General features: G+C 69.6%; 21 protein-coding genes and 1 pseudogene. 14 read left to right on the plus strand and 8 right to left on the minus strand.

The window, feature by feature from the left end; translation table 11 throughout:
• Positions 1-281: 281 nt before the first annotated feature.
• Positions 282-968, minus strand: a complete 687-nt coding sequence (locus ACZ6YG_RS10645) for a Na+/H+ antiporter NhaA (protein ID WP_466017812.1) — start codon at positions 966-968, stop codon at positions 282-284.
• Positions 969-1,951: 983 nt separating this feature from the next.
• Here ACZ6YG_RS10645 and ACZ6YG_RS10650 point away from each other — a divergent pair.
• From ACZ6YG_RS10650 to ACZ6YG_RS10660, 3 genes and pseudogenes are all read left to right on the plus strand, one after another.
• On the plus strand, positions 1,952-2,479 hold the full coding sequence (locus tag ACZ6YG_RS10650; protein ID WP_466018159.1) for an AfsR/SARP family transcriptional regulator: 528 nt from the start codon (positions 1,952-1,954) through the stop codon (positions 2,477-2,479).
• Positions 2,361-2,663, plus strand: a pseudogene (locus ACZ6YG_RS10655) (AfsR/SARP family transcriptional regulator); the annotation flags it as partial. The gene ACZ6YG_RS10650 and the pseudogene ACZ6YG_RS10655, both read left to right, overlap by 119 nt.
• Positions 2,652-4,796, plus strand: a complete 2,145-nt coding sequence (locus ACZ6YG_RS10660; protein WP_466018160.1) for an ATP-binding protein — start codon at positions 2,652-2,654, stop codon at positions 4,794-4,796. The pseudogene ACZ6YG_RS10655 and the gene ACZ6YG_RS10660, both read left to right, overlap by 12 nt.
• Positions 4,797-5,551: 755 nt before the next feature.
• On the opposite strand, the gene ACZ6YG_RS10665 is transcribed toward ACZ6YG_RS10660, so the two are convergent.
• On the minus strand, positions 5,552-5,755 hold the full coding sequence (locus tag ACZ6YG_RS10665) for a hypothetical protein (RefSeq protein WP_148032296.1): 204 nt from the start codon (positions 5,753-5,755) through the stop codon (positions 5,552-5,554).
• Between the two features lie 497 nt (positions 5,756-6,252).
• On the opposite strand from ACZ6YG_RS10665, the gene ACZ6YG_RS10670 reads away from it, so the two are divergent.
• The 8 genes from ACZ6YG_RS10670 to ACZ6YG_RS10705 all read left to right on the plus strand — a co-directional run bounded on the left by ACZ6YG_RS10670 (position 6,253) and on the right by ACZ6YG_RS10705 (position 13,834).
• Entirely contained in the window at positions 6,253-6,705 is a 453-nt protein-coding gene (locus tag ACZ6YG_RS10670; protein ID WP_148032295.1) for a hypothetical protein, read from the plus strand.
• Between the two features lie 228 nt (positions 6,706-6,933).
• Entirely contained in the window at positions 6,934-8,607 is a 1,674-nt protein-coding gene (locus ACZ6YG_RS10675; protein WP_148032294.1) for a ParB/RepB/Spo0J family partition protein, read from the plus strand.
• Between the two features lie 114 nt (positions 8,608-8,721).
• Entirely contained in the window at positions 8,722-9,264 is a 543-nt protein-coding gene (locus ACZ6YG_RS10680; protein WP_466017813.1) for a hypothetical protein, read from the plus strand.
• A gap of 97 nt (positions 9,265-9,361) precedes the next feature.
• Positions 9,362-10,495 carry a DUF932 domain-containing protein gene (locus ACZ6YG_RS10685; protein ID WP_222708989.1) on the plus strand — a complete coding sequence of 378 codons (1,134 nt, stop codon included), beginning with the start codon at positions 9,362-9,364 and terminating at the stop codon, positions 10,493-10,495.
• Positions 10,496-10,597: 102 nt separating this feature from the next.
• Positions 10,598-11,068 (plus strand): hypothetical protein, encoded by a 471-nt coding sequence (locus tag ACZ6YG_RS10690; protein WP_466017814.1) that lies wholly within the window; start codon positions 10,598-10,600, stop codon positions 11,066-11,068.
• On the plus strand, positions 11,065-12,045 hold the full coding sequence (locus tag ACZ6YG_RS10695) for a hypothetical protein (protein WP_148032291.1): 981 nt from the start codon (positions 11,065-11,067) through the stop codon (positions 12,043-12,045). Before ACZ6YG_RS10690 ends, ACZ6YG_RS10695 begins: the two co-directional genes overlap by 4 nt.
• Complete coding sequence (locus ACZ6YG_RS10700; RefSeq protein ID WP_148032290.1) at positions 12,045-13,340, plus strand: recombination directionality factor; 1,296 nt, start codon at positions 12,045-12,047, stop codon at positions 13,338-13,340. The genes ACZ6YG_RS10695 and ACZ6YG_RS10700 overlap by 1 nt, the downstream gene beginning before the upstream one ends.
• A gap of 11 nt (positions 13,341-13,351) precedes the next feature.
• Positions 13,352-13,834: a hypothetical protein gene (locus ACZ6YG_RS10705; protein ID WP_466017815.1), complete on the plus strand. Its 483-nt coding sequence runs from the start codon at positions 13,352-13,354 to the stop codon at positions 13,832-13,834.
• Positions 13,835-14,447: 613 nt separating this feature from the next.
• On the opposite strand, the gene ACZ6YG_RS10710 is transcribed toward ACZ6YG_RS10705, so the two are convergent.
• From ACZ6YG_RS10710 to ACZ6YG_RS10735, 6 genes are all read right to left on the minus strand, one after another.
• Positions 14,448-15,500: a serine hydrolase domain-containing protein gene (locus tag ACZ6YG_RS10710; protein WP_466017816.1), complete on the minus strand. Its 1,053-nt coding sequence runs from the start codon at positions 15,498-15,500 to the stop codon at positions 14,448-14,450.
• 102 nt (positions 15,501-15,602) lie between these two features.
• On the minus strand, positions 15,603-16,709 hold the full coding sequence (locus ACZ6YG_RS10715; RefSeq protein ID WP_466017817.1) for a glycosyltransferase family 4 protein: 1,107 nt from the start codon (positions 16,707-16,709) through the stop codon (positions 15,603-15,605).
• Positions 16,706-17,242, minus strand: a complete 537-nt coding sequence (locus ACZ6YG_RS10720) for a dCTP deaminase (RefSeq protein ID WP_466017818.1) — start codon at positions 17,240-17,242, stop codon at positions 16,706-16,708. Before ACZ6YG_RS10720 ends, ACZ6YG_RS10715 begins: the two co-directional genes overlap by 4 nt.
• Positions 17,239-17,781, minus strand: coding sequence for a dCTP deaminase (gene dcd / locus ACZ6YG_RS10725; protein WP_466017819.1), 543 nt, complete (start codon positions 17,779-17,781; stop codon positions 17,239-17,241). The genes ACZ6YG_RS10720 and dcd overlap by 4 nt, the downstream gene beginning before the upstream one ends.
• Positions 17,782-17,795: 14 nt before the next feature.
• The gene (locus ACZ6YG_RS10730) at positions 17,796-19,040 is read right to left on the minus strand and encodes a metallophosphoesterase (RefSeq protein WP_466017820.1); all 1,245 of its coding nucleotides are present in this window, start codon (positions 19,038-19,040) and stop codon (positions 17,796-17,798) included.
• A gap of 3 nt (positions 19,041-19,043) precedes the next feature.
• Positions 19,044-19,910, minus strand: coding sequence for a hypothetical protein (locus ACZ6YG_RS10735; RefSeq protein WP_466018161.1), 867 nt, complete (start codon positions 19,908-19,910; stop codon positions 19,044-19,046).
• A 3-nt stretch (positions 19,911-19,913) separates the two neighbouring features.
• On the opposite strand from ACZ6YG_RS10735, the gene pglZ reads away from it, so the two are divergent.
• Genes pglZ through ACZ6YG_RS10750 form a run of 3 tightly spaced genes read left to right on the plus strand, consistent with a single transcriptional unit; the run spans position 19,914 to position 25,991 of the window.
• Entirely contained in the window at positions 19,914-22,418 is a 2,505-nt protein-coding gene (gene pglZ / locus ACZ6YG_RS10740; RefSeq protein ID WP_466018162.1) for a BREX-2 system phosphatase PglZ, read from the plus strand.
• A gap of 25 nt (positions 22,419-22,443) precedes the next feature.
• The gene (gene brxD / locus ACZ6YG_RS10745) at positions 22,444-23,772 is read left to right on the plus strand and encodes a BREX system ATP-binding protein BrxD (RefSeq protein WP_466017821.1); all 1,329 of its coding nucleotides are present in this window, start codon (positions 22,444-22,446) and stop codon (positions 23,770-23,772) included.
• Positions 23,772-25,991 (plus strand): DEAD/DEAH box helicase, encoded by a 2,220-nt coding sequence (locus tag ACZ6YG_RS10750; RefSeq protein WP_466017822.1) that lies wholly within the window; start codon positions 23,772-23,774, stop codon positions 25,989-25,991. Before brxD ends, ACZ6YG_RS10750 begins: the two co-directional genes overlap by 1 nt.
• Positions 25,992-26,155 lie beyond the last annotated feature (164 nt).

Consider the following 26,155-nt stretch of genomic DNA (forward strand, 5'->3'; position numbering starts at 1 on the left):
CGCAGCACACCCGCGATCTCGTCGTCTCCTCCCCCATGGCCCGCGGTGTGGCCGAGGGCTTCGACCGACTTGATGCAGTGCTGTCCCCAAGACGTACATCCTGATGCAAGCCGGCGACCAGTCCACCAGGTCATTCGGACTCGGCACCAGCCCGACATGATCACGTGGCGGCTGTCCTGGGTCACGCCGCCACACCCACGATCACGATCTCCGGCTGCCGTACTAGCCTGCCCGGCTGAAGGCGGCGAGCAAACCGGTGAAGGCGCCCGCCGCCTCTGGACTCAACTGCCGGCTGTTTCAGGCTGGTCCGTCTCGTAAACGTCCAGGACACCGTCCTGGTCGAGGTCGGCGGTCTCGATCTCGTGGATGCGCCGGTAGGCGCGGTTACGCAACCGCAAAACCACTGTCGCCAGCAATGCCGCGGTCACTGAACCGGCCAGCACCGCCACCTTGACGTGCGCGTCGTCACCCATACCGAAGGCCAGTTCGCCGATCAGCAGGGAGACGGTGAACCCGATCCCGGCCAGCATCGACAAGCCCAGCATGTCGACCCAGGACAGGTTCTCGTCCAGGTCGGCGTGGGTGAAGCGGGCCATGAGCCAGGTCGCCGTCATGATGCCGATCGGCTTGCCTACGATCAGGCCCACCACGATCCCCAGCACCACCGGGTCGCGGAAGGCGCTCATCAGGCCGTCCACTCCGCCGAGGGTCACTCCCGCGGACAGGAACGCGAACACGGGCACGGCCACCCCGGCCGAGAGGGGACGGAACCGGTGCTCGAAGTGCTCGGCCAGGCCGGGGCCGGTGTCCGGGCCGCCGGACTTGGGGCTGCGCAGGACGGGTACGGCGAAGCCGAGCAGGACGCCGGCGACGGTGGCGTGCACGCCCGAGGCGTGCACCAGAGCCCACGTGATGGCGGCCAGCGGAAGCAGCAGCCGCCGGGAGCGCACGCGGCGCTGCACCAGCACGGTGAAGAGCGCCAGCGCCGCCAGCAGTCGCCAGGCAACGGCGCGTTGGAACCGTGGAAGAAGACCTTAATGAGGTTCATGCCGACGAGCAGCCCGGCCACGAAGCTCGGTGCGCTCATGCCGCGGCGGCCGTCTTCCGCGCGTCCGCCGGCCCTGGCCTGCTGGTGGAGCCAAACGACAGCATCCTGTCGCCGAGCCGGTTGTTAAGGTCCTGGATGAGCGAGACCACGACCCGGACGGTCAGCTCCGGGTATGGAATCGCGATGTCACCGATCTAGCGGAGGATGTCCGTCAGCAGCGGTGCGACCCGGTCCGCGATACCGGGTCGCAGCTCGGCCGGACGACGGTGTTGTCTTCGGCCTGCCCCACCCGCAGCAGCACGACGAGCAGGTCACCACGCTGGTCCTTCCAACGGCCCAGAAAGCCGAAGAACCGCCGCGGCTCCGGCGGCCCTGGATCTCTGACCGCTCACCGCCGCATACCCCTACACCGCCCTGCGATTCGGCCACGCTCACGACGGGCAGTTGCCCGCGCTTCCCGTTCCAGAGCACTTCCAGCCATTCCTGAAGAGCTGGGCCGATGCGAGGTCGACCTTAGCGTCTTGCCCGACCAGCCTGAGCGTTCTCGCTGTCACTGAGTGCTACGGGCCATGTCGGATTCGTGCACGGTGCCGATGGCAAGCCAGGTGCGAGGCCCGAGTCCTTCTTGAAGGAATCTTCAAATGGGGCTACAACCCGATGGTCAGCTTTATGGCAGGCACATATTGCCGCCTTGGACTCAGGCGGTGGCGGGCTGCTGTATTCGTTGCTGGGCACCTCATGCGAGGAGGGGTGGGGAACGATGGTGGCGAGAGCGTTGATCAGGTTGTGATGCGGTTGCGTCCGGGTCATGATCCAGTTTTGGGTTTGCGCAGTAATATCCAAAATGATCAGATTTCATCTGAAATCACTGCTGTCGCAGCGCCGATCGCCTTCTCGTCGCGAATGGGGGCTCCTGTGCGGTTCGCCATCTTGGGCCGGCTCCAGGTCGACCGCGGGGGAGGGACGGTTGAGATCACCCGTACCAGGCGTCCGCTGCTGGTCACGCTGTTGCTGGCCGGCTCCGACGGAGTTAGCGCCGAGACACTCATGCAGGCGGTCTGGGGCGACACCTACGGCCGGGAAAACTCGCTGAAAACCGCCTTGTCACAGCTTCGCCGGCTACTTCCAGGGCGCATTCCGTCAGCGCGTGCTCACGGATATCGCATCACGCTCCGTCCAGACGACCAATTCGACCTTGCCGAATTCCGGCGCTTGGCTGAGGAGGGCAGGACGCGGATATCAGCGGGGGATCAACCAGCCGCAGTCGCCTCGTTACGCCGGGCATTGGAATGGTGGGGGCGATCCCCCGCTGGCCGACGTGCCCGAGGACCCCATTCGATTGGCGACATGGCGGCAAGAACTGCTGTGGGAGCGCAAGGTCGCGCAGCAGGATCTCCTGAAGGCCCGATTGAACACGGGCGAGCACCATAAGCTCCTCGGCGATCTCCGCCGGGAGCTGGCCGACGATCCGCTGTCGGAGATACTCAACGCGTTGCTGATGACCGCTCTGTACCGGGCGGGCTATCGGGTGGAGGCGCTGCGGCACTACGACACCCTCGCGACGCTGCTGGCCCAGGACACCGGCGCGGACCCCGGGTCGAAGCTGCGCCGGTTACGCGACGAGATCGCCGCGGACACCCTCGGTCCTCGGATCCTGGACGACGACGAACCGGCCGCCCCCACCATCGCCTGGGGAGCCGCGGGACTACCTCCGGCTCAGCTTCCACCGGCCGTGAGCGATTTCACCGGCCGTACGGCGGAGGTGGAAGAGTTGTCGCGCTATCTGCGTAATGAGGGGGAGTCCGGCCGTGTGCTCATCGCCGCCATCAGCGGCTCCCCTGGAGTGGGCAAGTCGGCGCTGGCACACCAGGTGGCGCACCTGCTACGGTCGCGCTTCCCGGACGGCCAGATCTACGTGCACCTGGCCGGCATGTCCGACCGGCCAAGAGAGATCGCCGACGTGCTGGGGGAGGTCCTGGCCGCGCTAGGAGTCGAGCTCGCCAGCGTGCCAGCCACCGTCGCCGGGCGCACCGCGCTGTATCGCTCGGTCCTGTCGGGGCGCCGGGTCCTGGTGGTACTCGACGATGTGTCCGGCATGCATCAGGTGGATCCGCTGCTGCCCGGCACGCCGGGATGCGCGGTGATGGTGACCAGCCGTGTGCACCTGGTCGGCGGGGCCGGTATGCGGACCGTGCGGCTGGAACCGCTGTCGCCGGCCGAATCGCTGAGCCTGCTGGGGGAGATCATCGGCGCCGCGCGCATCCAGTCCGACACCACCGCGGCCGCCGACATCGTCGACGCTTGTGACGGGCTCCCCTTGGCGGTGCGGATTGCCGGTGCCCGGCTATCGGGACAGCCGCAGTGGCCGCTGGCGACGTTCGCCACGCGGTTGCGCAAGCGGCTGCTGAGCATGCTGCGGGCCGATGGCATGACGGTCGAGGTCGGCATGGCCGACAGTTATGAGTCGCTGCCGGATCTCGCGGCGCGGGTCTTCCGCCTGGCCTCCCTGCTGCGGCCGGGCGGATTCGCCGGCTGGGAGGTGGCCATGCTGGCAGGCGGAGATGCCGACGATGTCGAGGACGTGCTGGAAAGCCTGGTCCGGCACAGCCTGCTGTCCACGATCGGGGTGGATTCGCTCGGCCAGCCTCGATATCGGCAGCACGATCTGCTGCGTGTCTTCGCCGCCGCGCGTCTGGCCGAGCGTCCCAACGAGCGCGACCGGGCCATTCACCGGCTGACGCTGGGCTGGCTGGAGCTCGCGGGCCTGGCCGACGAGCAGATCGCCCCGGAGCCGCATGACCCGCCGGTCGTGGCGCTGGAGATGTCGACGTTCGCCCCGTCGAACGTCCGTCAGCTGATTGTGGACGACGTCGACGGCTGGCTGGCGACCGAGGCGGCGAATCTCCTGTACGTAGTGCGCATCGCTTGCGAACAAAGGCTGTCGAGCCTGGCCATGGGGCTCGCATTGCGCGTGACGTCCTATCTGTACCGAAAAAGCCGCCACCGCGACGCCGAGGACATGTGGCGGCGCCTGCTGCAGATGCTCTCCCCCTCCGACGTACGGCTGGCCGCGGAGGCGCGTCATCGCCTGGCCACGCTGATCATGCGTCATGCGGGCGGAGCGCAGCGCGCGATGCCGCTGCTCAACGAGTGTGTGGCCGCGCGGGAAAGCAGTAAGGATGCTCTTGGACTGGCACGATCGCTCGCGTTGCGAGCAGTGTGTCGTCGTCAACTCGCCGCCGCGGCGCCGGTCGCCTCTGATCGCGACGCTTTGCTGTTCGAGGCCGAGACGGATGCCCATCGGGGGTTGCGGATCGCCCACGACATCGCTAACCAGTACGCTGAGCTGTTGTGCCTGCGTGCCATGGCCACCGTGGTTAGCGCCCACGGTGACCACGAGCGCGCGCTCGTCCTGGGCCGTGAGGCGGTGGCAGTGGGCGGCCAACTCGCCAGGAAACCGCAGGATCGGTCCTACCTGCGGTGGGCTCTGCAGACGCTGGCGGCGTTGATGCTGAACGCCGGCTGTGCGGAGCCCGCGCTCAGGCTGAGTGACCAGGCACGCGAGCTGAGCGTGGAGATTCGGCACCGCGCCGGGCAGGCGCACGCGCAGGAACTGGCCGGTGACGCGCTGGCCGCGCTGGACCGCCGGCAGGAGGCCGACGAGCGCTACCAGGATGCGGCCGCGGTGTTCGAAGCGGATGGGGGAGCAGAGGAAGCCATGCGGTGCCGTGCCAAGCTGGCCGGATAGCCGCCACGACGCGGCACCGGGAGTCAGCCCGAGTCGCAGAACCGGTGGCGGCCCCGTCCTGGACGGCCGACACGTGCGCCGCCTTGGCCGCGGGGCCGCGAACCGGGTTCACTGAAGGCGCGCATCCTCTCGACCCCGGACGGCAGGAACGTGACGACCGGCGATTGGCCCGTGGCCGCGCCGACGGGACCACCCAGAAGATCACGGTGAGGTCTGCGGTGACGAGCTGCAGGAAGCAGTCTTTTCCCTCGGGTTCGGTCTCTACGTCACGAGGGGAAGCGCGGAACCCGGCTCCCCCGGAACCACAGATAAGCACCCAAGCCACTCAGCTTCGGCGATGCGATCACATTGCCTACCGCGCCAGGTCGACCGGAGGCTCACTGAGAGCATCGCGAACGGGTACAGCCCCGTTACCGGGGATAGTGACTCATTGGCCTACAGGGTCGAAGTCGATCATCGAGGGTGCTTCGGAGTCGGTCAGAGCGGCGCAAGCCACGGCGAGCGAGTCGGTGGCCGGGTCCCGGGTGGTCACGCAGGCCGCCGTCGAGGTGTACGGTGTGCCGTCGGATGTGGACGTGGCCTTCGACAGGCGTTGGCGCTCCTGGCCACTGGCCTCAAAACCGTAGCGGCTACAAGCGGCAACGACGCAGCGGGCAAGAACGACCCGGGGTGGGGTGGCGTCCGCGAGCGGTTGCAAAGTGAATGAGCGTGAGTTCGTACAACAGAAGTCGCGACCGGGGCGTGCCCGGTTTGCGTTAGGCCTCGTTGAGGCCGTGTTCCGGGTCGCGACCATCAAGCACGTTCACCGCGCGGATGAACTCCGGATCATCCCACATCGCCATGTCCGGGGCGTCCGGGTGGGAGTCGATCCACGCGTTCATTAGCTTGTTGAACGCGCGCTGGCGGGCGAGCTGCTCCGGGCCGGGACGCATCGGCTCGGGCCGGCGATCGTGCTCCACAGCGCTGATGCTAGCTGTCGGCAGGCGAAACAGGGGTGGTTCCTCGGTGTTCTCGCGCACTGCCTGCGTTGACCTTCAGCGACATCTGCACGAACCGCAGGATGTTATCACGGGTGCGACCGCCGGACCCATCCCACCGATCGTCTCGCAGGTCGCTGCCGCGCCAAGTCGGCCTGGTAGCCGCCACGACGCGGCACCGGGAATCAGCCCGGGTTGGAGCCCCGTGGCTGGCCCATCCCGGCCGGCCGACCGTGCGCCGCCTTGGTCGCGGTGCCGCGAACCGGGTTCTCGCCGAGGCTCGTGCCCGCCACGGCAGAGATCTTTTGCTGGCGCAAAACATCTTGTCCGTGGCCGGCACCACCCGGTTGCGGCCCTCGCGCCCGGCGGCGCTGTGTCTGCCTTGCCGGGACGGGTCCACCACACGGTCCGCTAGCCCCGGTAGCCGATCAGATCCGCCACGCCCCGTCCGGGGCGTTGGCCGAGGAAGGGCCTCGCTCATGGACATCCAGGTCAGCATCACCGGCAGGATCGCGTTCCCGCCCCGTTTCTTCCCCGCCAAGGGTGACTCGCCCGCCATGTGGTCGGCCAAGCTGGAGGTCAACGGGCCTCCCACGCCGGGCCGCGACGGCGCCCCGTATGTGCCGACCCGGCAGGTCGAGGTGGTCACCTACGGGGTCGCGGCCATCCGCGCCGGAGAGTCCTACCGCCAGGGCCACCTGCTGGTGGTTCAAGGGTGCGACCTGGTCGCCCGGAGCTTCGAGTCCAGGGACCGCGCCGGGCACAAGACCGTCCGCAGCATCATCAAGATCACCGCTACCGCGATAGGGCTGTGCTCGCGCTACAGCATGGTTAGCGAAAGCACCAGCCCTTCGCAGATCAGCGCCGCCTCCCCGCGCATGGTCCAGGGTGCATCCGCCGCCGACGAGGCCCAGCCCGCCGCCGCGGCCTGACGCCACCCCGAGCCGAAGAGGCGCCGGCATCCCTCCCGCCGGCGTCTCTTCGTTCCTCCCGCCGCCCGCTCTGCCGGGTCCTCCGCGCTCTCGCCTGCGCGGAAGGGGCGGGCGGCGGGAGCCCCCTCTTCACTTCATTCCGATGGGAGTCACTGCTCCATGTCCATCACCACCGAAGCCCTCGAGCCATCCAGCTCTTATCTCGAGACTTTCGAACCCGTCCCGCCGGTGGACGTCGAACCCGACGCCGACCTGGAACTGCCCGAGGACTTCCGCCTGGCGCGGATCCCGGTGCGCCAGCTCGGCCACTTCCCCGACAACGTGCGGGAGAACTACCACCTCACCCAGGAGTTCTGCGCCTCTCTCAAGGCCCAGCTGCAGGTCCCGGTGACGGTCATCCCCATACCGGACGATCACCAGCGCGGCGAAGGAGAAGAGGAGCACCGCTGGTGGGTGGTCAAGGGCAACCGCCGCCTGGCAGGCGCCATCACGATCAACCTGCCCAAGCTGCTGTGCCTGATCGACCTGACCAAGGCCGAGGACAAGGCGAGCCTGTTGGTTGACCAGGTGGTAGAGAACGACGACGACTTCCGCCTCGGACTCACACCCTTCGAGCAGTCCCGCGCCCTGTTCATGGCCCACCAGCTGGGCGCCACCCGGACCGAGATCCGCAAGCGCACCGGCCGCAGCCGCGAGGAGGTCGCCCAGGCGATCGCCGCAGGCAAGCTGTCGGAGCCGACCCGCCGCACCGCGCAGGCCATGCAGTACGCCTGGACGCTGGACGAGCTCGCAATGTTGGACGAGTTCGACGGCGACCAGGAGGCGCTGGCCCAGATCGATTCGTTCATCTCCAGCTGGGGGTACACCGGCCGGCACGCCATCGAGCGGGTGCGCACGGACCGGCAGGAGGCGGCCGCGCACGCCCGAGCGGTGGCCGACCTGGCGGACGCGGGCGTCCCGGTGACCGAGGACGAACCCGCCGGCGCCGTCCGGCTCGCCCGGCTCGCTGGCCGGGTAGAAGGGTTCGACCCCGAGCAGCACGGCGATTGCCCGGGCCGCGGCGCGTTCTTCTACAGCTGGCGCCAGGGGCAGCCCGAGCTGTACTGCAGCACCCCCGAGCGGCACGGCTACACCCCGCCGCCGGCCATCACGCTCCCGCAGTCCGCTACGACCGAGCCGGACGGCCCTTCTCGCAAGGTCGTCGTGGAAGGCAACCGGGCGTGGATGGCGGCCGCCACGGTCCGCCAGGAGTGGCTGGCCACCCTTCTGGCCCGCAAGAGCGCGCCCAAGCCGGTCGTCCGCTTCATCACCCGGACCCTCAACGACATGCCGGCGCCGGTACGCGACAAGCTCGGTACGGCCTCGCTGTCCAGGCTGTATGGCAAGCTCGGCGGTCCCGCGGACCTGGAGGCGGCGCTGGCCACCGCTGCTTCCGGCCGGTTGACGATGCTGCAGCTGCTGCCGATCGCGGTGGCGTGGGAGTACCAGATGAGCGAGGCCTCCGCCGAGTGCAAGAACACCTGGCGGCCCGGTCGTCACAGCCCGTGCTCCACCGAAGACGCCGCGACCTGGCTGCGCTTCCTGGTGCACGAGCTGGGGCCGGAGCTGGGGGACAAGGCGTACGCGCCCGCGCCCATCGAGCAGGCCCTGATCGACGGCACCCCCTACCTCGGCGACACGCCCCCCGACACCGCTCCGGATCTCCCCAGCCGGGAAGACGACGACCCGCAAGAGGAAGAAGGCGTGTCTCTCGCTCCGGACGATGCGCCCTCACCCGAGCGCGACCGTGCCACCAGCGCTGACGTTCCCGAGCACCCTACCGCCCGCGCTGAGCTCAGCGCTTGCGAGGCAGCCGATGGCGAGGACGACGTCAACGCCGACGACAGTCTCCAAGCAGCCTGACAACGACCGGCGGCCGCTCTCGCTTGCCCGTTTCCGGCCGAGCTTCGCTTTTCCCGTCCACGACCCAGGAAGGTCCCTCACATGACCTGTACCGACACGGAGGCTCGGTAACCCATGGCCAGCCGTGGTTTCGTCGGCTTCGTCGCCGACCAGACCGAGAAGATCGCCTACAACCACTACGACTCCGCGCCGGACGGAGTCGGCCTGATCGTGCTGGGGTGGCTGCGCACCGCTTCGAAAGCTCCGGACGTGTTGCGCGAGCGCGTCGTCGCGCTGCAGGTGGTCACCTCCGGCCGGCCCAACAAGGATGACATCGAGCGGTACGGCAAGTACGCCGACCCGTACGTCTCGTCCCACGTGATCACCTGGGTGGAACTGCTCTGGAAGACCCAGGGCGACCCCGAGGCGATGCTGCGAGCAGGCGTCATCGACGACGCCTCGTCCTACCCCGTGGCCTACTCCGAGTGCGAGTGGGGCTACATCGTCGACCTCGATACCCAGGTCTTCGAGGTGTACCGGGGCCGGCAGGTAGCCCCGCACAACCGCGGCCGCTTCGCCACCCGGCCGCACCCCGACGATCACTATCCGGCGGCCCTGGTCACGGGGTGGCGGTTCGACCAGTTGCCGAGCGATGAGGAGTTCCTCACCGGCCTGTAATCCCGCCCCCTCTTTCCACTTCATCTGGTCCCGGCCGCCGGTTCAGGCGGCCGGGACTTTTCCCTTTCCACCCACCTCCACGAATGGGGCGACCCCTGTGAGTTCCGCATCCGCACCTACGCTGACCACCCGTAACGCGGGACTGGAAGACCTTGTCGACCTGCTGCGCCATCAGCAGGCGCACAAGGTCGACGTCGTGGCACACAGCCGGCAGATCCGCGCCGAAGGCACCCGCCTGCGCATCAGTACGGCACCGTTGCTGTCGGAGCGCGGCGTCACCACCACCGCCGGGCTCTACACGCCGACCAGCGTGTGCGACCAGGGCCTCGCAAGCAAACTCGGCATCCCGCTGCCGTACCTGCGCCGCCTGCGCGAGCACAAGCCCGACCTGTACGACGCGAACGTCAACGGCTGGCTGGCCGACGCCGACAGGCGCTTCCTCGTACGCGGCCTGAACGGCAACGGCGGGCACGGCGTCGCGCGGGCGTTCCTGTCCGACAGCTACCGCATCATCGACAACCTCGACGTCCTCATGGCGGCCCTGGACGGGGTGCGCTTGAGCGGCGTGCAGGTCCAGATCGACGGCTGCGACCTGACCGAACGGCGCATGTACGTCCGCGTCGTCTGCGAGCAGATCCGCGCCCTGGCACCGGACCTGCTGCGCGACTACCGAAGCCCGTTCACCGGCGAGCGCGGCGCCGACAACCCGGTCGTGTTCGCCGGGTTCGTCATCACCAACAGCGAGGTCGGCGAAGGCGCGTTCACCATCGTGCCCCGCCTGCTGGTCCAGGTCTGCCGCAACGGCATGACCATCAACGCCGACGCCGCCCGGCACGTCCACCTCGGCGGCCGCCTGGACGAGGGCGTGGTGCGCTGGAGCGCCGACACCCAGGACAAGAACCTGGCCCTGATCACCGCCCAGACCCGCGACGCGATCACCACCTTCCTCGACCTCGACTACGTCCGCGCCAAGCTCGATCAGATGGCACGGCTGGCCGGCACCCGCGTCACCGACCCCGCCGCGACGATCGAGCAGGTGGCCAAGAAGCTCTCCTACACCGAGGAGCAGCAGCGGCAGATCCTGTCCCACTTCATCCAGGGCGGCGACACCAGCGCCGGCGGCGTCATGCACGCCGTCACCAGCGTCGCCCGCACCCTGCCGGACGCCGACGCGGCGCACGAGATGGAAGGCCACGCGGCGCGCGTGCTGCACCTGGCCGCCGGCCTCTGAACCCTCTGTCTCCGCGGCCTCCGGTCCGTCTTCCCTCCGGGACCGGGGGCCGCGGTTCCCCTTTCCGTCTATTCGTACCTATCCGAGTTGGGAGGCACTGTGGTGTGCCTGTCTGACCTGCCCGGCCCGCGCCCGCTTCTGGTGCCTCGCGCCCACGCGCTCATCTCCGACGCCCAAGCGATCGAGGACATCTACCGCACGCTGCTGGCCGCCTACGGCAACTGGGGACCGGACACCCTCGCCGCCATCAGCGCCATCATCGCCGCGACCGGCCGCAGCATCGTCGACGTCGAAGCCATCACCGCCGACATGATCGAGGACGCGGTCACCGGCTGGCCGATCGCCCGCATCCAGACCAACCAGATCACCGGCTACGTCCGCCAGACCCTGGACGGCGGCATCCTGGTCGAGCTCTACACCCGCGACCGGCGGGCCGACCGTCACCTGCGCGTCACCGTCGACGGGCAACTCCTGCACGGCCCCGCGCTGACCCAGGCCTGCGACGCCGACCGTTCGACCACGACCTCCACCACGCCCGCGCAGCCGGGGGAGGAGACGGGGCAACAGCGATGAGCGCGGACACCCCGATCCGCCCCGGCATGACCGCGCCCGGCGAGCTCGTCTACGAACACGATCCCGACGGACCGCAGCATGCCATCGCCACCGGCAACGGCCGCTACTACAGCGACCCGGCCACCGGCGCGCTACTGATTTCGGTCACCAACGTGCTGGCCACCATGGCCAAGCACGCGCTCGCGCCGGCGGCCGCCAAGCACACCGCCGAGTGGTTCGCCGAGCACCTGCCGGCCGCGCTGCGTGCCGCCGCCGACCCCGACGAGCTGGCCGAGTTCGTCAAGCAGGCCAAGGCCGCCTACCAGGCCGAGTGGGAGCGGCGGATGCGGCTGGGCAGCCGCGTCCACCGCCAGGCCCAGGCCATCAACCTCCAGGCGCCGATCGCGCCCGACCCCGAAGCCGAACCGTTCCTCGGCGCCTACCGACAGTGGCTCACCGACTTCGGCATCGACATCGCCGCCGACGTCATCACCGCCGAATGCACCATGCTCAACCGCGACCTCGGCTACGGCGGCACCAGCGACCTGTGGGCGAACCTACGCTTTCCCACCCCCACCTCGCCGCTGGTGCCCCGATTCAAGCCCCGCGCGGTGCCGGCCGATCCGCTGCCCACCCCGTCCGGGCTGTGGCTGGTCGACATTAAGACCAGCCTCAAACACCCCGCCTCGGCGGTGTGGGACGAGTACCCGCTGCAACTCGCCGCGCTGCGCCACGCCACGGTCGCGCTGGCCTGCCCGCCTCAGTGCCGCTACGGCGCCACCGACCACCACGACGGCACGCACGAGTTCCCGGTCCCGGACTTCGCTGGCGCCGCGGTGCTCAACCTGCGCACCACCGGCTACGGATTCATCCCCCTGCCGGCCGACGACGCGGCGTTCGCGGCCTTCCGCGGGCTGCAGCCGGTCACCGCCTACCTGCACCGCATCGACCTGCGCGGTCGCAAGCCCGTCCAGCCCCCGACCGATAAGGATCTTTGATGCCGATCCACCCGAACGTGTTCGCGCGGATGCGACGCCGGCAGCGTGCTTACTGGCCCGACGGCCACATCCGCATCGGCGACAGCGTCCCGGCCAAGAACGGCGTGCACCCGATCAAGCTCAACACTTTTCGCTTCAGTTCCCCCTCCCGCGCCCTGGTCGAGGCGGCCGCCGCCCTGTACGGCGGCACCGTTGCCGAGATGACCCGAGGCCTGGACAAGTGGCAGGTCACCACCACCGCTGACGAGATCCCCGTGCTGCTGCCGCCGCACTCGGTCACCCAGTGGATGGAGTTGTGGGACGGCCCCTACTGCGAGCGGCGCTGCGACGGCGAGACCATCGAGCAGAAGTCCGGCCGGCCCTGCCTGTGCCGGGCAGAAGGGCGGCTGCGCTGCGAGGTCAAGACCCGGCTGTCGGTCCTGCTGCAGGACGTGCCCAGCCTGGGCACCTGGCTGCTGGCCAGCAAGGGCTGGAACGCCGCCGAGGAACTGCCCGACCGGGCCGCCTTCATCGAACGCGCCGGCGACTACATCGACGCCATCTTGTTCGTCACCGAAGCCCGTACGCTCAAGGGCGGCAAGCCCGTCACCTTCCCGGTGCCCCGGCTGCGCGTGGAGGGCATCTCCCCACGTCAACTGATGACCGGCACCGTGCCCGAGCGCTCAGAGCTGGCACGGCGTAACGCACCCGAACTGCCCCGCGGCAACAGCCAATCGCCCGGCACACCCGACAGCGAGGACGGCGGCGACGAACCGTCCAGCCAGACGCCGCCGGACTACCTCGCGCTGGCTTCAGCCGCCACTACCCCCGAGCGGGTACGCGCCATCTGGCACCAGGCCCTCCAAGCCGGACATCTCACCCCAGAGCTGCGCACCGTGCTCAACACCCTGGGCGCCGCGCTGACAGCCCGCCGGCACCAACCCTCGACCGTCCCCCAGGAACCTGCTGGAGACCGCCTGCCTGCCGAGGCGCCATTCGGCGAGCGATCTCCGGCCGAGAGCGGCGCCTCCCCGGAGCCTGTCCAAAAGCTCACCCCGCATGCACGGGCCGAGTGGCTGCGTCACCAGATCCTCCACCAATGGCCAGGCGGCACCACGGACCTGCACGCCGCCTTCGACGCGAGGACCGGCACCACCATGCGACGCGCCACCCTCGATCAACTGCAGGCCTTCGCCACCGATCTGCGCCGGCAACTCGCCGGCGAACAGGACCACGAGGTCGTCGACGCCGACCTCGTCGACGACCACCAGCCTCCCCATCCCGTAGCCGACCGGCCGCAGGACGACGCACCGTGAAAGGAAACACCATGACCACCGACTTCGTGCCGCAACTCCGCCACCGCCAAGCGGCCTGGCAGGGCTTCGACCGGATCACCGAGGTCCAGGCCAGCCCGGACCCCGACGTGCGCTGGTGGCAGACGGACTACCGCAGCAGGTGCGGAACGGGCTGCTGCTACGCCGGCCAGGTCGCCCTCGCCGCCGGCGGCCAGTGGCTCGTGCACATCCGCGATCGCCAGATGTCCATTGACGGCACCCCCGTCACCAAGGCCGGCAGCTGGTCGGTGCCGTACTCGATCTGGCAGTACATGCTCGCCACCGACAACGACCCCGCACACCTCATACGCCACGTGCGCGGCAAGCGAGTCATCCACGTCAGCCACCGGGCGGCCCACCTCATCGGGATCGACCCCGACGCCGATCACCACGACGACGGTGGGCTATTCGAGTCCAGCAACACTCGCGAAGACCTGGAGCGGCTTATCAATCAACAGGTTGGCCCCCGCCCGTAGCGGCCGTCACTTACCTCCTGACTCACCGAGTGCGCGATCGTACAAATCGACTATGTGTTCCACCCGATCCTTTCTCGCTGGCGCACGCCGTCAGACGCAAGTGCTGTTCCGGTCTGCTGGCAACGTGATTTCCTTGACGCCGTGCGGGACACGAGTGGCGGTGACCGCCGGTACGCTCCTCTCGGAGTGGATGATCATGGTTTGCCGGAGAGATTATGTTGTGAAAGTCTGCATGTGAGGCGATATGGGCTTTATGGAACTAGTGTCCGATTCTTTGAAAGTATTCAAAATTGGCTCCATCGCTCGATAAACCTGCAGGTCGTCGAAGGTGCTCCCCGCGCACGCGGGGATGGCCCCGCCTTGGACCAGGCACGGATGTACTCCGGGGAGTGCTCCCCGCGCACGCGGGGATGGTCCCAGCCAGGGAACCATGATGCCCACGGAGGGGGACGGCGTGCCTCGGCTGATCGAGGGCGCAGGCCCGCTGGCTATGAGCGGGCTGAAGGCGGTCACCCTGAACCCCAACGCGGCCTGCCAGATGGAAGGTGTTACCGGCTTCTGCGAGGTGACGACCCTCACGCGGGACGTGACCGCGGCGCATTGGTGGATCGGTTCAGTCGAAGGCGAGTGCGCGGAAGGTGTTGCGCACGGTCGTGAGCGGATCGCGGTCGCGGCTGTAGTAGAGCTTGTTGGTGAGCAAGATGGCCCAGCGTCCCTGCTTGGGTGAGGTCCACATGCCGGTGCCGGTGAAGCCGTAGTGCACGTAGATGTCGTCTTCGGGGCGTGTGCCGGGAGCGGGATGCCAGAACAGGCCGCGGGCCGGAGCCAGGTCGCCGGTGTGGACCTGCAGGGATTCGGCCACCCAGGCGAGGCTAAAGCCGATGGTCTCGCTTTCGAGCGGTGCGTGGCCGGGGGCCAGCAAGTGGCGTTGGAAGAGGGCCAAATCGGCGAGGGTGGAGAAGGCGCCGGCGATGCCGCAGACGCCGCCGAGAAGTCGGGCGGAGAAGTCGTGGGCGATGCCCTTGAGGTGGGCGCCGGTTTCTTCGTCGAGTTCGGTGGGCGCGCTGCGGGTTGCGAGATGGGAAGGCAAGGGGCCGAAGCGGGTGTCGTTCATGCCTAGGGGGTGCCAGATGCGCTGGGCGGCGAGTCGGTCCAGGGGAGTGGCGGTGAGGTGTTCGGCGAGGAAGCCCAGGATGAGGGCGGCGCGGTCGGTGTATTCGACGGCTTCGCCGGGCGGGCGGTGGAGGGCTTCGGCCAGGACGCCGTCGCGGATGGCGTGCGGGTCGGTGCCGTAGAGGTTCTTGAGGTTGGCTCGCAGCGGCACGCCGGCGGTGTGGGTGAGCAGGTGGCGGGCGGTGACCTGTCCGAGAGGGCGGTCGGCGACTTCGGGCCAGAAGCCGGCGAGCGGCTCGTCCAGCAGTAGTTTCTGTTCCTGCCACAGGGTGCCGATGACGGCCCACACGGCGACGATCTTGGTGAGGCTGGCGATGTCGAAGACGCTGTCGATGCGCATGGCGGCGTCGGGCTGGGCAGGATCGAGCACGCCGCAGCAACCCGAGGCCAGGACGGTGTCGGCGTCGCCGATGGCCCAGACCGCGCCGGGGAAGACCTGCTCGCGGACCCCGTCGGACAACAGGTGGGTGATCTGGTCGTCGCGGTTCGCCATGTGATGGTGTGTCCTTCAGAGTCGGTGGCGTGGTCGGCCGGGCCGGTTGCCAGCCTAATGAAGCGGTCTGGTGGGCTGCGGGTGTGAACGCGGGTGGGCGTGTCACGTGATCTGCTCGCTGAGGGAGGTGAGCGCGGCGGCGGTGGCGCTGAGGGGGAAGCGTGCGGCGTTGGCCAAACCCGCGGTGCGTAGGTCGGCTGACAGGGCGTGGTCGGTGCTGAGGCGGCGGAGGGCTTGGCGGAGGGCGGCGGGGTCGGCCAGGTCGGCGGCCAGCGCTGAGTCGTTCAAGACCTCGACGAGGCCGGGCACCGGCCGATACAACACCGGCAGGCCGCAGGCTTGAGCTTCGAGGGCGACCAGGCCGAAGGCTTCCAGCGTGGTGGAGGGCATGATGAGCGCGTCGTGGTCGGCGAAGGCCTGCCAGAGCTGGTGCCGGGGCAGCCAGCCGAGATAGGTGGTGCGGCCTCCGGTACGTTCGAGCCCGGCCAGGCGGGCGGTGTACTCGGCGGGCGGGCCGGCGATGCTCAGCTGCAGGCCGGGAATGCTGGTCAGGGTTTCGGTGATGGTGTGGAGCCCTTTTTCAGGGGTCAGCCGTCCGGCGTACAGCAGCCGCAACGGCCCGTCGGTGCGCGGTCGGGCCGACGGCGGGGCGGCGAGGAGTGAATCAGGCACGCCCCAGGGGATGTGCTCGATGCGGGCGTGACGGGCGTGGGGCGTCAGGTGGAGGAGGTGGTCGGCCATCGCGGTGGTGGGGACCACGATGGCGCGGCAGGCCCGCACGGTCTCATGCAGGACGCGGTGCTGGGTGCGGTGGGTCGCGGCGAAGAGCAGGTCGGTGCCGTGGACCAGCGCCAGGTGGGGATGGTCGGGCAGGAGTCGGATGAGGGCGGGGGTGGCGCCGAAGGTCAGGTGCTGCAGGTGGACGGTCGCGATCTGGCGGGCGTCGACGCGTTCGGCCAACTGGTCGCGCAGGCGGGTGACATAGGTGAGGAACGAGGGCCCGTCCAGGCACTTGCCGGTCGCGGGCAGCAGTTGGATCGGAGCGGGGACGACGGCGTCGGCGGTGGCCGGGGGCAGCATGAACACCTGGGCGTCGATCAGCGGCGCGTGGCCGGTGTACAGGTCGTACAGGAGTTCCACGCTGCCGCCGGGGCTGGCGGCGGGCAGGTCCAGCGCGGTCACGACACGGCCGGTCGTGGCGCCGGTCATGGGCGTTGTCCTTTTATCTCCTCGTACAGCCGGGAGGCCTCGATGCCGCTGGAGCGGGCGTATTTACAGCCGAGGTGCTGGTAGCTGCTGGGGGCGCCGAAGGTCTGCAGGAAGACGAGCTTTCCGAAGGTCATGCGCGGGTAGACGCGCACCGGCCGAGCGGCGCGGATCTCCAGAGTCCAGCGGATGGCGTGCCCGGCGTGGCCCAACGGCGCCGAGACGTGGACCCACAACCCCAGGCAGCCGGTGGCGTGGTCGCCGTTGAGCAGTTGGGCGTAGCGCTCGGAGCCGGTCTGTTCGTGGGTGAGGCCGAGATACAGTACGCCGGGCCGCAGGATCATCCCGGTCTCAGGGATGGTCACCTCGGTGAAGGTGCTGGGCTCGGCGGCGTCCAGGTCGTCGGTGCAGGCGCGGATGCGGGGGCCCAGCCGCCAGTCGTAGGCGTTGGGGGAGACGCGGGCCGGATCGAAGGGGTCGATGGTGATCTCTCCGGCGTTGATCGCGGCGGTGATGGCGGGCCCAGTGAGGATCATGAGGCGGCCGCCTGCCGTGGACGGGCCTCATCGTGGAAGAAGCGGGAGGACTGCGGCCCGGTCGAGGCTTGGTACTTGCCACGGTAGAGGTCGACCGGTCCGACGGCGACGAAGAACATGATCTGGCCGATCTTCATGCCGGGATAGACGCGCAGCGGCCGGATGGCGGAGAGCATCAGGGTCCACTGGCCGTAGAAGCCGATGTCGCCGATGGGGGCGGTGATCTCCACGAACAGGCCGAGCCGGCCGATCGAGGAGCGGCCGAACAGGAGCGGGACGAAGGTGTCGGAGCCGACGCGCTCCTGGGTGTGGCCCAGGTAGAGCTCTTCGGGCTGCAGGACGTACCCGCCGGCGGAGATGTGGTGGGTGCGGGTGGGATTGGGGCGGCGGGCGTCGATGACGGAGTCAGTGTAGGTGAGTAGGTGCTCGCCCAGGCACACGTTGTAGCTGTTGGGGTTGACCTGGTCGACCTCGAAGGGGTCGATGCGCAGCCTGCCGTCGCGAGCCGCTGCGGTGATCTCCGGTCCGGTGAGGATCATCACGTGCCTCCTTGTCAGGCGGGGCCGGCCTCTGTCAGCAGGCGCTGCAAAGCCTCGGCCAGGAGCATCGAGCTCGGGGGTTGCGTGCTGTCCAGGAAGGTGCTGGCCAGATAGTGGGTGGTGAGCACGTGGCGCAGACCGGCCGGGAGCGGGTCCGGTGCGGTGATGATCGGGCCCATCTGGCGGGTGAGGCCGGTTAGGAGCGCGGCCGGGTCGGCGGCCCATCGCGGAGGCAAGCTCGCGGTGATCAGACGGTTGCCGAACGGTTCGAGTCGCAGCAGGTCACCGACATGCAGGTGGTGGCCCAGAGTGGTGGCCCGCAGGCAGGTCTGGTTCAGCAGGACGGCCGGAGCGCCGGTACGGGCGCGCAGCTCCCCGGCGGTGGCGGCCAGCAACTCGGCCAGGTTCACCGGACGGTGACGAAACCGCGTGGTCAGGTGGCCGAGCGGGGCCGCGAGCCGACGGCGTAGGTGTTCGAGGTCGGCCAGCAGCGGCTGCCACGCTGCGGGGACGGCGCTCTCGGGCACGTCGGAGGCGAAGTGGTGCACGCTTGTCTGCCAGCCGTCGGCGGCGGGCACGGCCCGGGCGTAACCGGCGGCCAGCTCGTAGCCTTTGACCACCGCGGTGGCGCCGACGACGGTGGGCTGGTGACGGTCGCTGTGGCAGTGCCCGGAGAAGATCACATCCAGATACGGGCAGGCCCGGGCCAGGGCCAAGTCGTGTTCGTAACCCGCGTGGCTGAGCACGACCCAGCTCGCGCCATCAGGAGGGCCGTGCACGCGACGCAGGGCGTTCAGTGCGATGTGTGGCTCCACGAAGCGGTTGGCGGCGCGGTCGGCGGCCGGAACGCAGGCGAAGGCCTGTTCGCCGATGACGGCGCTGATGATCACGCGCAGTCCGGCGATGGTGGCCCGGTGCAGGGGCCGGAACAGGCCGACGCCGCGGGCGTCGGTGACGTTGGCGCACACGGTCAGGGGCCGCAGATCGGGCTGCAGGTGGTGGTGCCAGCCGTGGTTGCCGGGAGCGAGCACGTCATACAGGCCAGCCAGCAGGCGGCGTTCCGGCACGCCGCGGCCGAGCGTGTAGTAGCCGGAGCCTTCGAAGAAGTCGCCGCAGTCGACGATCAGTGCCCGGTTCCGGGCCTGGTGCAGGTGGGCCAGCAGTGGGCGGGCGTCGTCCAGAGCCGAGTGCACGTCGGTGGTGGCCACGATCGCCTGCAGGTTCCGTGCTGTCCGGTGTGCCGGTGACGTCACAGGCATGACTCAGTCCTCGGAGGCGACACTGGTGATGTCGGCGCCCAGCGAGCGCAGTTTTCCGGGCAGGTCGGCGTGCCCGCGTTGCACCTGGTCCAAGCCGTCGATCCTGGTGGTCCCGCGCGCCGTCAGTGCGGCCAGCAGTAGCGCCGAGCCGGTGCGGATGTCGGTGGCCACGACCTCGGCTCCACTCAGGCGCTGCGGGCCGCGCAGATGGCAGGTCATGGGCGAGGTCTCGGTGATGACGGCGCCCAGGCGCCGCAGCTGGGGCAGCAGGTTGGCGTGCCGGCCGGGGTTGATCTCATCGGCGAACGTGTGCCGGCCGGGCAGGGTGAGGGCCAGGGCCATCAGGGGTGGCTCGAAGTCGGCGTCCAGGCAGTCGCTCTCGGCCAGCGAAGCCAGGGAGGCGATCGCCCGCATCGGGGCGCCGCTCAGCGTGGCGGGTGCGGCCAGTTCTACCCCCTTGCCGCGGGCGGCGGGAGCGAAGCCCAGCTCGATCAGCAGGTTCAGCAGCGGTCGCAGGTGGGCCGGGTCGACGCCGGTGACATGCCCATCTCCGCCGGTGGCGGCCAGAGCACACAGCAGAGTCCCAGCCTCGATCTTGTCGCCCGGCACCTGCCAGCGAACTGGGCCGGTGGATGTGGTGGCGGCACTGGGCCGCATCGATAACTGGCCCTCCTGCAAGGTCACCCGGTGACCGGCCAGGCCGAGCGCTGCCACCAGGCTGGTCACCTCCGGAGAGGTATTGGGCGTACGAAGGAGGAGGGCTCGTCCCGCCACCAGGGCGCGCAGCAGCGCCACCACGGTGGCGCCACGGCTGGGGAAAGGCAAAGTGATCTCCACCGGCGTGAGTGAGGCCGAGCGCGCCGGAGTGATCCGATAGCCGCCGACCGTACGGACAAGTTCCTCACGCCCGAGCCCGAGCCGGTCGCCCCACGCTCGGACGACGCCACCCCGCCGGGAGGCTGGCCGCCGCTGGCTGGAGGGGTGCTGTCGCGCCGTGCCGCACTGTCGGCGCTCGCCCTGCGCCGTTTGCGCCTCGGCCGCTACGACACCGACACGACACCGGGCGCAAGCCGGACGCCGAGCGGTAACAGCCTCGACACCCACACGCTGCTGCGGTGGTCGCTCATCCCCGGTGGACCGGAGCGGCTGCTGGCACTGCGCGGCCCGGAACGCGCCGGGCTGTCGGCATTCCTCGGTGAGGAGGACCAGGCGGGGCTCGCCGGCCGGGCGCTGCTCGCACTGGTGGAAGCTGAGCACGGGGCCGACGCGGTGCCCTTCGGGCTGGTGTGCGCGGCACTGTGGCAGCACGCCGAGCCCGACGCGCCCACCTACCGGGTACGAGGACGGGCCGAACGGTGGTTCGGCGAGGAGCCACCTGCGACCGGCGAGGCCCTCGATGCGCTCGTGGCCGCGTTCGGCCGTTCCTGCGAGGAATTCGTCAGCATGCTGCTGGAGGCGGGCCGTACCGGCGCAGAACAGGAGGCGGCGCGCGACGCGCGCCGCCTGTCCAGCACGGTGCTGGACCGGGCCGCCGTGCTGGCCCGGCAGTTCGGCGCCGAGACCGCGGCAGAAGCCAGCCCTGTGCTGGCGGCCGGCCTGGAAGCCCGATTCGCACAGGCCGGTCGGGCGCTGGCCGGAAAAGAACCGCACGCGCTCACCCAGGCCCTCGCGAAACTGGCCGCTCACCGCCTGGCCGCCGACCCGGACGCGGAAGTACGCATCGAGCGTGCCCGGATGGGACAGCGGCTCGCGCGATGGCTCGCCGCCGACCCCGCCACCGGCGCGGAAACGGTCGCGGCGGCGATCGAACGCCAGCTGACCGAGACCGGCTGGGTGGACCAGGCCCTGGAGCACATCGAGGCCGGAGGCGATCCCGACTCCGAGCTGAAAGCCGCTTACGACACTCTCGGCACCCGCGTGCGCCAACGACGGCGCGAGATCGACCAAGCCTTCGCACGAACCCTCGCCATCTGGACCGCCGCGGGCACCGACCCCGGCTCGATGCTGACCGTGGAAACCTTCCTCGCCCGCGTCGTGAAACCGGTCGTGGCCGCCAAGACCGGGCGGCGCGTGCTGCTGCTGATCCTGGACGGGATGAGCGCTGCGATCGCCACCGAGCTTGGCGAAGAGCTGCGCCGGCACTGGGCCGAGTACGACCCGCTGCCGGACCTGGCCAACCGGCCCCCGCGGCGGCGCGCCATGGCCGCCGCCCTCCCGACGCTGACCGCGATCTCCCGCACCTCGCTGTTCGCCGGCAAGCTATTGAAAGGCGCACAGGCCGACGAGAAGCGACTGTTTCCCGCGCACCGCTTCTGGGGCGGGGCCAGCGCTGCGGTCTTCCACAAGGACGACCTGCGCGGCCAGAGCGTCGGCGACCCATTCGGACCCGAACTCACCGAAGCACTCGCCGATGAGCACACACACGTGGCGGTCGTTCTCAACACCATCGACGACCGGCTCGCCAAGGAACAAAAGCTCGGCGACGGCGCATGGCGCCTCGACCACATCGGGAAACTGCGAGAACTGCTGCGCGTGGCCGCGGCCCAAGGCATGGCGGTGATCCTCACCAGCGACCACGGGCACGTCGTGGACCGCCACGGTACGAAGCTCGACGGCAACGGCATCGCCTCCGCCCGGCACCGCACCCCCGGCGGCCCGCTGGGCGAGACCGAGATCGTGCTGCGCGGGCCGCGGGTCGTGTGGCCGCAACCGGGCGCCGAGATCGTAGCGCTGTGGGACACCGACTCCCGCTACACCGCGCAGAAGGCCGGCTATCACGGCGGCGCCTCGCTCGCCGAGGTCACCATCCCCGTCCTGGCCTTCCTGCCCTTCGGGGCGGAGCCGCCCAAGGGATGGCGCGAGCTCGGCGACCAGCGCCCGGCCTGGTGGTCCGATGAGACGGCGCCTGCCCGCCCCGCCACCCCGATCCCCGTCGTGGCGCCCGAGCCGAAGCGCCGCGCCAAGCCGTCAAAGGCGGCGCTGGCGCAGGCCGCGATGGGCGACGCGCTCTTCGACGTAGTGCTGGCTCCCGGAGGTGATGACGCACTCCTCGCCCCTCGTCTAGCCTCGCCCGACGACGCCCTGGTCGATGCCCTGCTGGCATCGGAGATCTTCCAGGCGCAGGTGGGACTGCTGGCCCGCAAGCCGCCACTGGACAAGGTCGAAACGGCGGTGCGGGCCCTGCTCGACGCCGGCGCTCTCCCGGTCACGGCGCTGGCCCAGCGCGTCGGCTATCCGCCTGGGCGAGCCGACGGTTTCGCCGCCGTCCTGCGTCAGCTTCTCAACTATGACGGGGTGCAGGTCCTGGAGACCCTGGCCGATGGGCGCACGCTGCGGCTGAACACAGGGCTCCTGCGTGACCAGTTCGAACTGACATGACAAGCACGATGGGAGACTGGCAGGCGTGAACACCGCTCGGTCGTCCCGCTCCGCCCAGGTCAGCGCCGTGCGCCGCCGTGCCGTGATCGACGCGCTGCGGCGCGGTGCCGTACCCGAGAGCGGGCTCGATCTGCTCGCCACCGGCCTCGACAGGTTCGAATCGGCGCTGGACGCCGAACTGGACGCGGTCGCCTCAGGCGCGTCGGTGTTCAAGGCCGTACGGGGAGAATACGGTTCCGGCAAGACCTTCTTCGCCCGGTGGCTGGGGGAGCGGGCCAAACGTCGAAACTTCGCCGTCTCCGAGATCCAGATTTCGGAGACCGAGACGCCCCTGCACCGGCTGGAGACCGTCTACCGGCGATTGACCGAACGGCTCACCACCGCCAGCTTTCCGCCGAGCGCGCTGCGGTCGGTGGTGGATGCGTGGTTCTACGCGCTGGAGGAGGACGCCCTCGCCGCCGGGGCGGACGAGAACGATCTGAGCGCCGAGGTGGAGAAGCTGCTGGTCGCCCGGCTCACCGAAGTATCGCGGCACGCACCGTCCTTCGCGGCCGCGCTGCGCGGTTACCGGGCCGCGCTCGCCGCGGGCGACGAGGCGACCGCCGCCGCGGTGCTGGCCTGGCTCGGTGGGCAGCCGCACGTTGCCGCGGCCGCGCGCCGTTTCGCGGGCGTGCGCGGCGATCTCGACCACTTCGGTGCGCTCGGCTTCCTGCAGGGGCTGCTGACGGTGCTGCGTGACTCCGGACATCCCGGGCTCCTCGTCGTGCTGGACGAGGTCGAGACCCTGCAGCGGGTGCGCGCCGATGCGCGCGACAAGGCGCTCAACGCTTTGCGGCAGCTCATCGACGAGGTGCACTCGGGCCGCTTCCCCGGCCTGTATCTGGTGATCACCGGCACTCCGGCGTTCTACGACGGGCAACAGGGAGTGCAGCGCCTGGCACCGCTGGCCCAGCGGCTGGCGACCGACTTCACCACCGATCCGCGCTTCGACAACCCGCGCGCGGTGCAGCTCCGGCTGCCCGGCTTCACCCTGGAATCCCTGGTGAACCTGGGCGTGACCGTCCGCGACCTCTACGCCTCTGGAGCCGACGCCCCGGAAAGAATCAAGGAACTCGCCGCCGACGCCTACATCGACGACCTGGCGCGGGCGGTCGGCGGAGCGCTGGGCGGCAAGGTCGGCGTGGCTCCCCGGCTGTTCCTGAAGAAGCTCGTCGGCGACGTGCTCGACCGCATCGACCAGTTCGACGACTTCGACCCCCGGCGGCACTACACGCTGACCGTGCGGAGCGACGAACTCACCGACACCGAACGGAACCTCGCCGCCTCGGCCGACGACGTCGACCTGGACTTGTGATGGCGTCCGGCAGCGGGCCCGGCGACGTGCTGGACCGGCTCGACCCGGTCGTCCTGCACCACATCGTGAACAGCCTCGGCTGGCCCGACCTGCGCCCGCTGCAGCGGGCGGCGATCGGACCGCTGATGGAGGGCGAGGACGCCGTCCTGCTCGCCCCGACCGCGGGAGGCAAGACCGAGGCGGCCTGCTTCCCGCTGCTATCCGTGATGGCACAACGGAGCTGGACCGGTACGTCGGTGCTCTACCTGTGTCCACTCAAGGCACTGCTCAACAACCTTCTGCCGCGCATCGACTCCTACGCCCAGTGGCTCGGGCGCCGGGCCTCGCTCTGGCACGGCGACGTCCGAGAATCCCAGCGGCGGAAGATCCGCACCGACCCGCCCGACATCCTGCTCACCACCCCCGAGTCGCTCGAGGCGATGCTGATCGGCGTGAAGACCGACCACGCACACCTACTGGGCCGAGTCCGGGCAGTGGTCGTCGACGAGGTGCACGCCTTCGCCGGCGACGACCGCGGCTGGCACCTGCTGGCCGTACTGGAACGGCTGGAGCGCGTGACCGGCCACCCCCTCCAGCGAATCGGCCTGTCGGCGACCGTCGGGAACCCGCACCAGCTGCTCGAATGGCTACAGGGGGCCGGCGCCGGAAAGCGAACCGGCCAGGTGGTGGCACCTGATCTACCTTCTGCGACCACCGCCACTGTTGACCCCGACGTTCCCGGTCACGCGGCCTCTTCCCTGAACGCCTCCCTCCCGGCGGCTTTCCGCCCGGCCGGGGATGTCGAACTCGACTACGTCGGCTCACTGGACAACACCGCAAAACTGATCGCCACACTGCACCGGGGCGAGAAACGCCTGGTGTTCTGCGACTCCCGGCGACAGGTGGAGCAACTCGGTGCAGCCCTGCGCGCCCGCGAAGTGAACGTCTTCCTGTCCCACGCCTCCCTATCAGCCGACGAACGCGCCCGCTCCGAGCAAGCCTTCGCCGAAGCCCGCGACTGCGTCATCGTCTCCACCTCCACCCTGGAACTCGGCATCGACGTCGGCGACCTGGACCGGGTCATCCAGATCGACGCGCCCAGCACCGTCGCCTCGTTCCTGCAGCGCATCGGACGCACCGGCCGGCGAGCCGGCACCGTACGCAACTGCCTGTTCCTCGCAACCGAGGCAGAATCCCTGCTCCAGGCTGCGGGCCTGCTCCTGCTGTGGGGCCGCGGCTGGGTCGAACCGGTCACTGCACCGTCCGAACCACGCCACCTGGTGGCGCAGCAACTGCTCGCCGTCACCCTCCAGCAGCACCGGATCGGCAACCACGTGTGGCCGCAGGAGTGGAACGGCCTGGCACCCTTCGACCGCTCAGCCGCTCCCATCGTGCGGCACATGGTTGAGAAGGGGTTCCTGGACGAGGACGGCGGGATGCTGTTCATCGGCCCCGAAGCCGAGAAACACTTCGGGCGGCGCAACTTCATCGAGCTGACAGCCTCCTTCACCGCGCCGCCGCAATTCACCGTGCTGGCCGGACGCCAGGAGATCGGCCGCACCGACCCCTCGGTGCTGACCGAGGAGCGAACGGGCCCTCGCCTGCTGCTGCTCGGCGGCCGGAGTTGGCGGGTGACATTCATCGACTGGGCGCGCAGGCGGGCCTTCGTCGAGCCCGCCAACAGCGGTGGTGTCGCCAAGTGGACGAGCGGCGGCATCGCCGGACTGTCCTATGCCCTGACGCAGGCCATGCGAGAGGTCCTGCTCGGTGCGGAGCCTCCTGTCTCGCTGACCCGCCGCGCGCAGGCGAGACTCGCCGAATGGCGGCAGGAGGAGGCTCCCGGCCTCGTGCACCCCGGAGGAACGCTGATCACCCGGGCGGGTGACGACGTGCGGTGGTGGACCTGGGCCGGCTATCGCGCCAACACGACGCTCGCCGCCACGCTGCCCTCGATCGCCGACCCGGTTCAGCGTCCGACAGATTTCTCCGTACGGCTGCGCGAGGACCTGACGCCTACAGCCTGGCAGGAGGCCCGCAGCAGCGTAGGTGACGGGGAGATTCTGGTGCTGCCGGACGTCGATCGCCGCGCCGTCAACGGGCTGAAGTTCTCCGCAGTCCTGCCGGAACGGCTGGCGGTGGCCACGGTGGCGGCCCGGTTGGCCGACTTCGACGGAGCCCGCGCCGTACTGACCGAGCCGGTCCGCCTGCAGCTCAGGTATCCCGCCAACGGTGTCTCCTGAAAGAGTCCTGCATCGCCCGACGCCCACCTTTATCGGCGACGATGAGGAGCGGCGAGCACACCGCCAAGCCTTCTCTGGATAACGGCACGGGAAGCATCGGTGAGCCGACACGGTCGGCATGGGGTGGGTCATCGAGGTTGGGCCAGCACCCGGACTGATCTTGT

The organism is Nonomuraea sp. NPDC054003 (genome assembly GCF_055585125.1).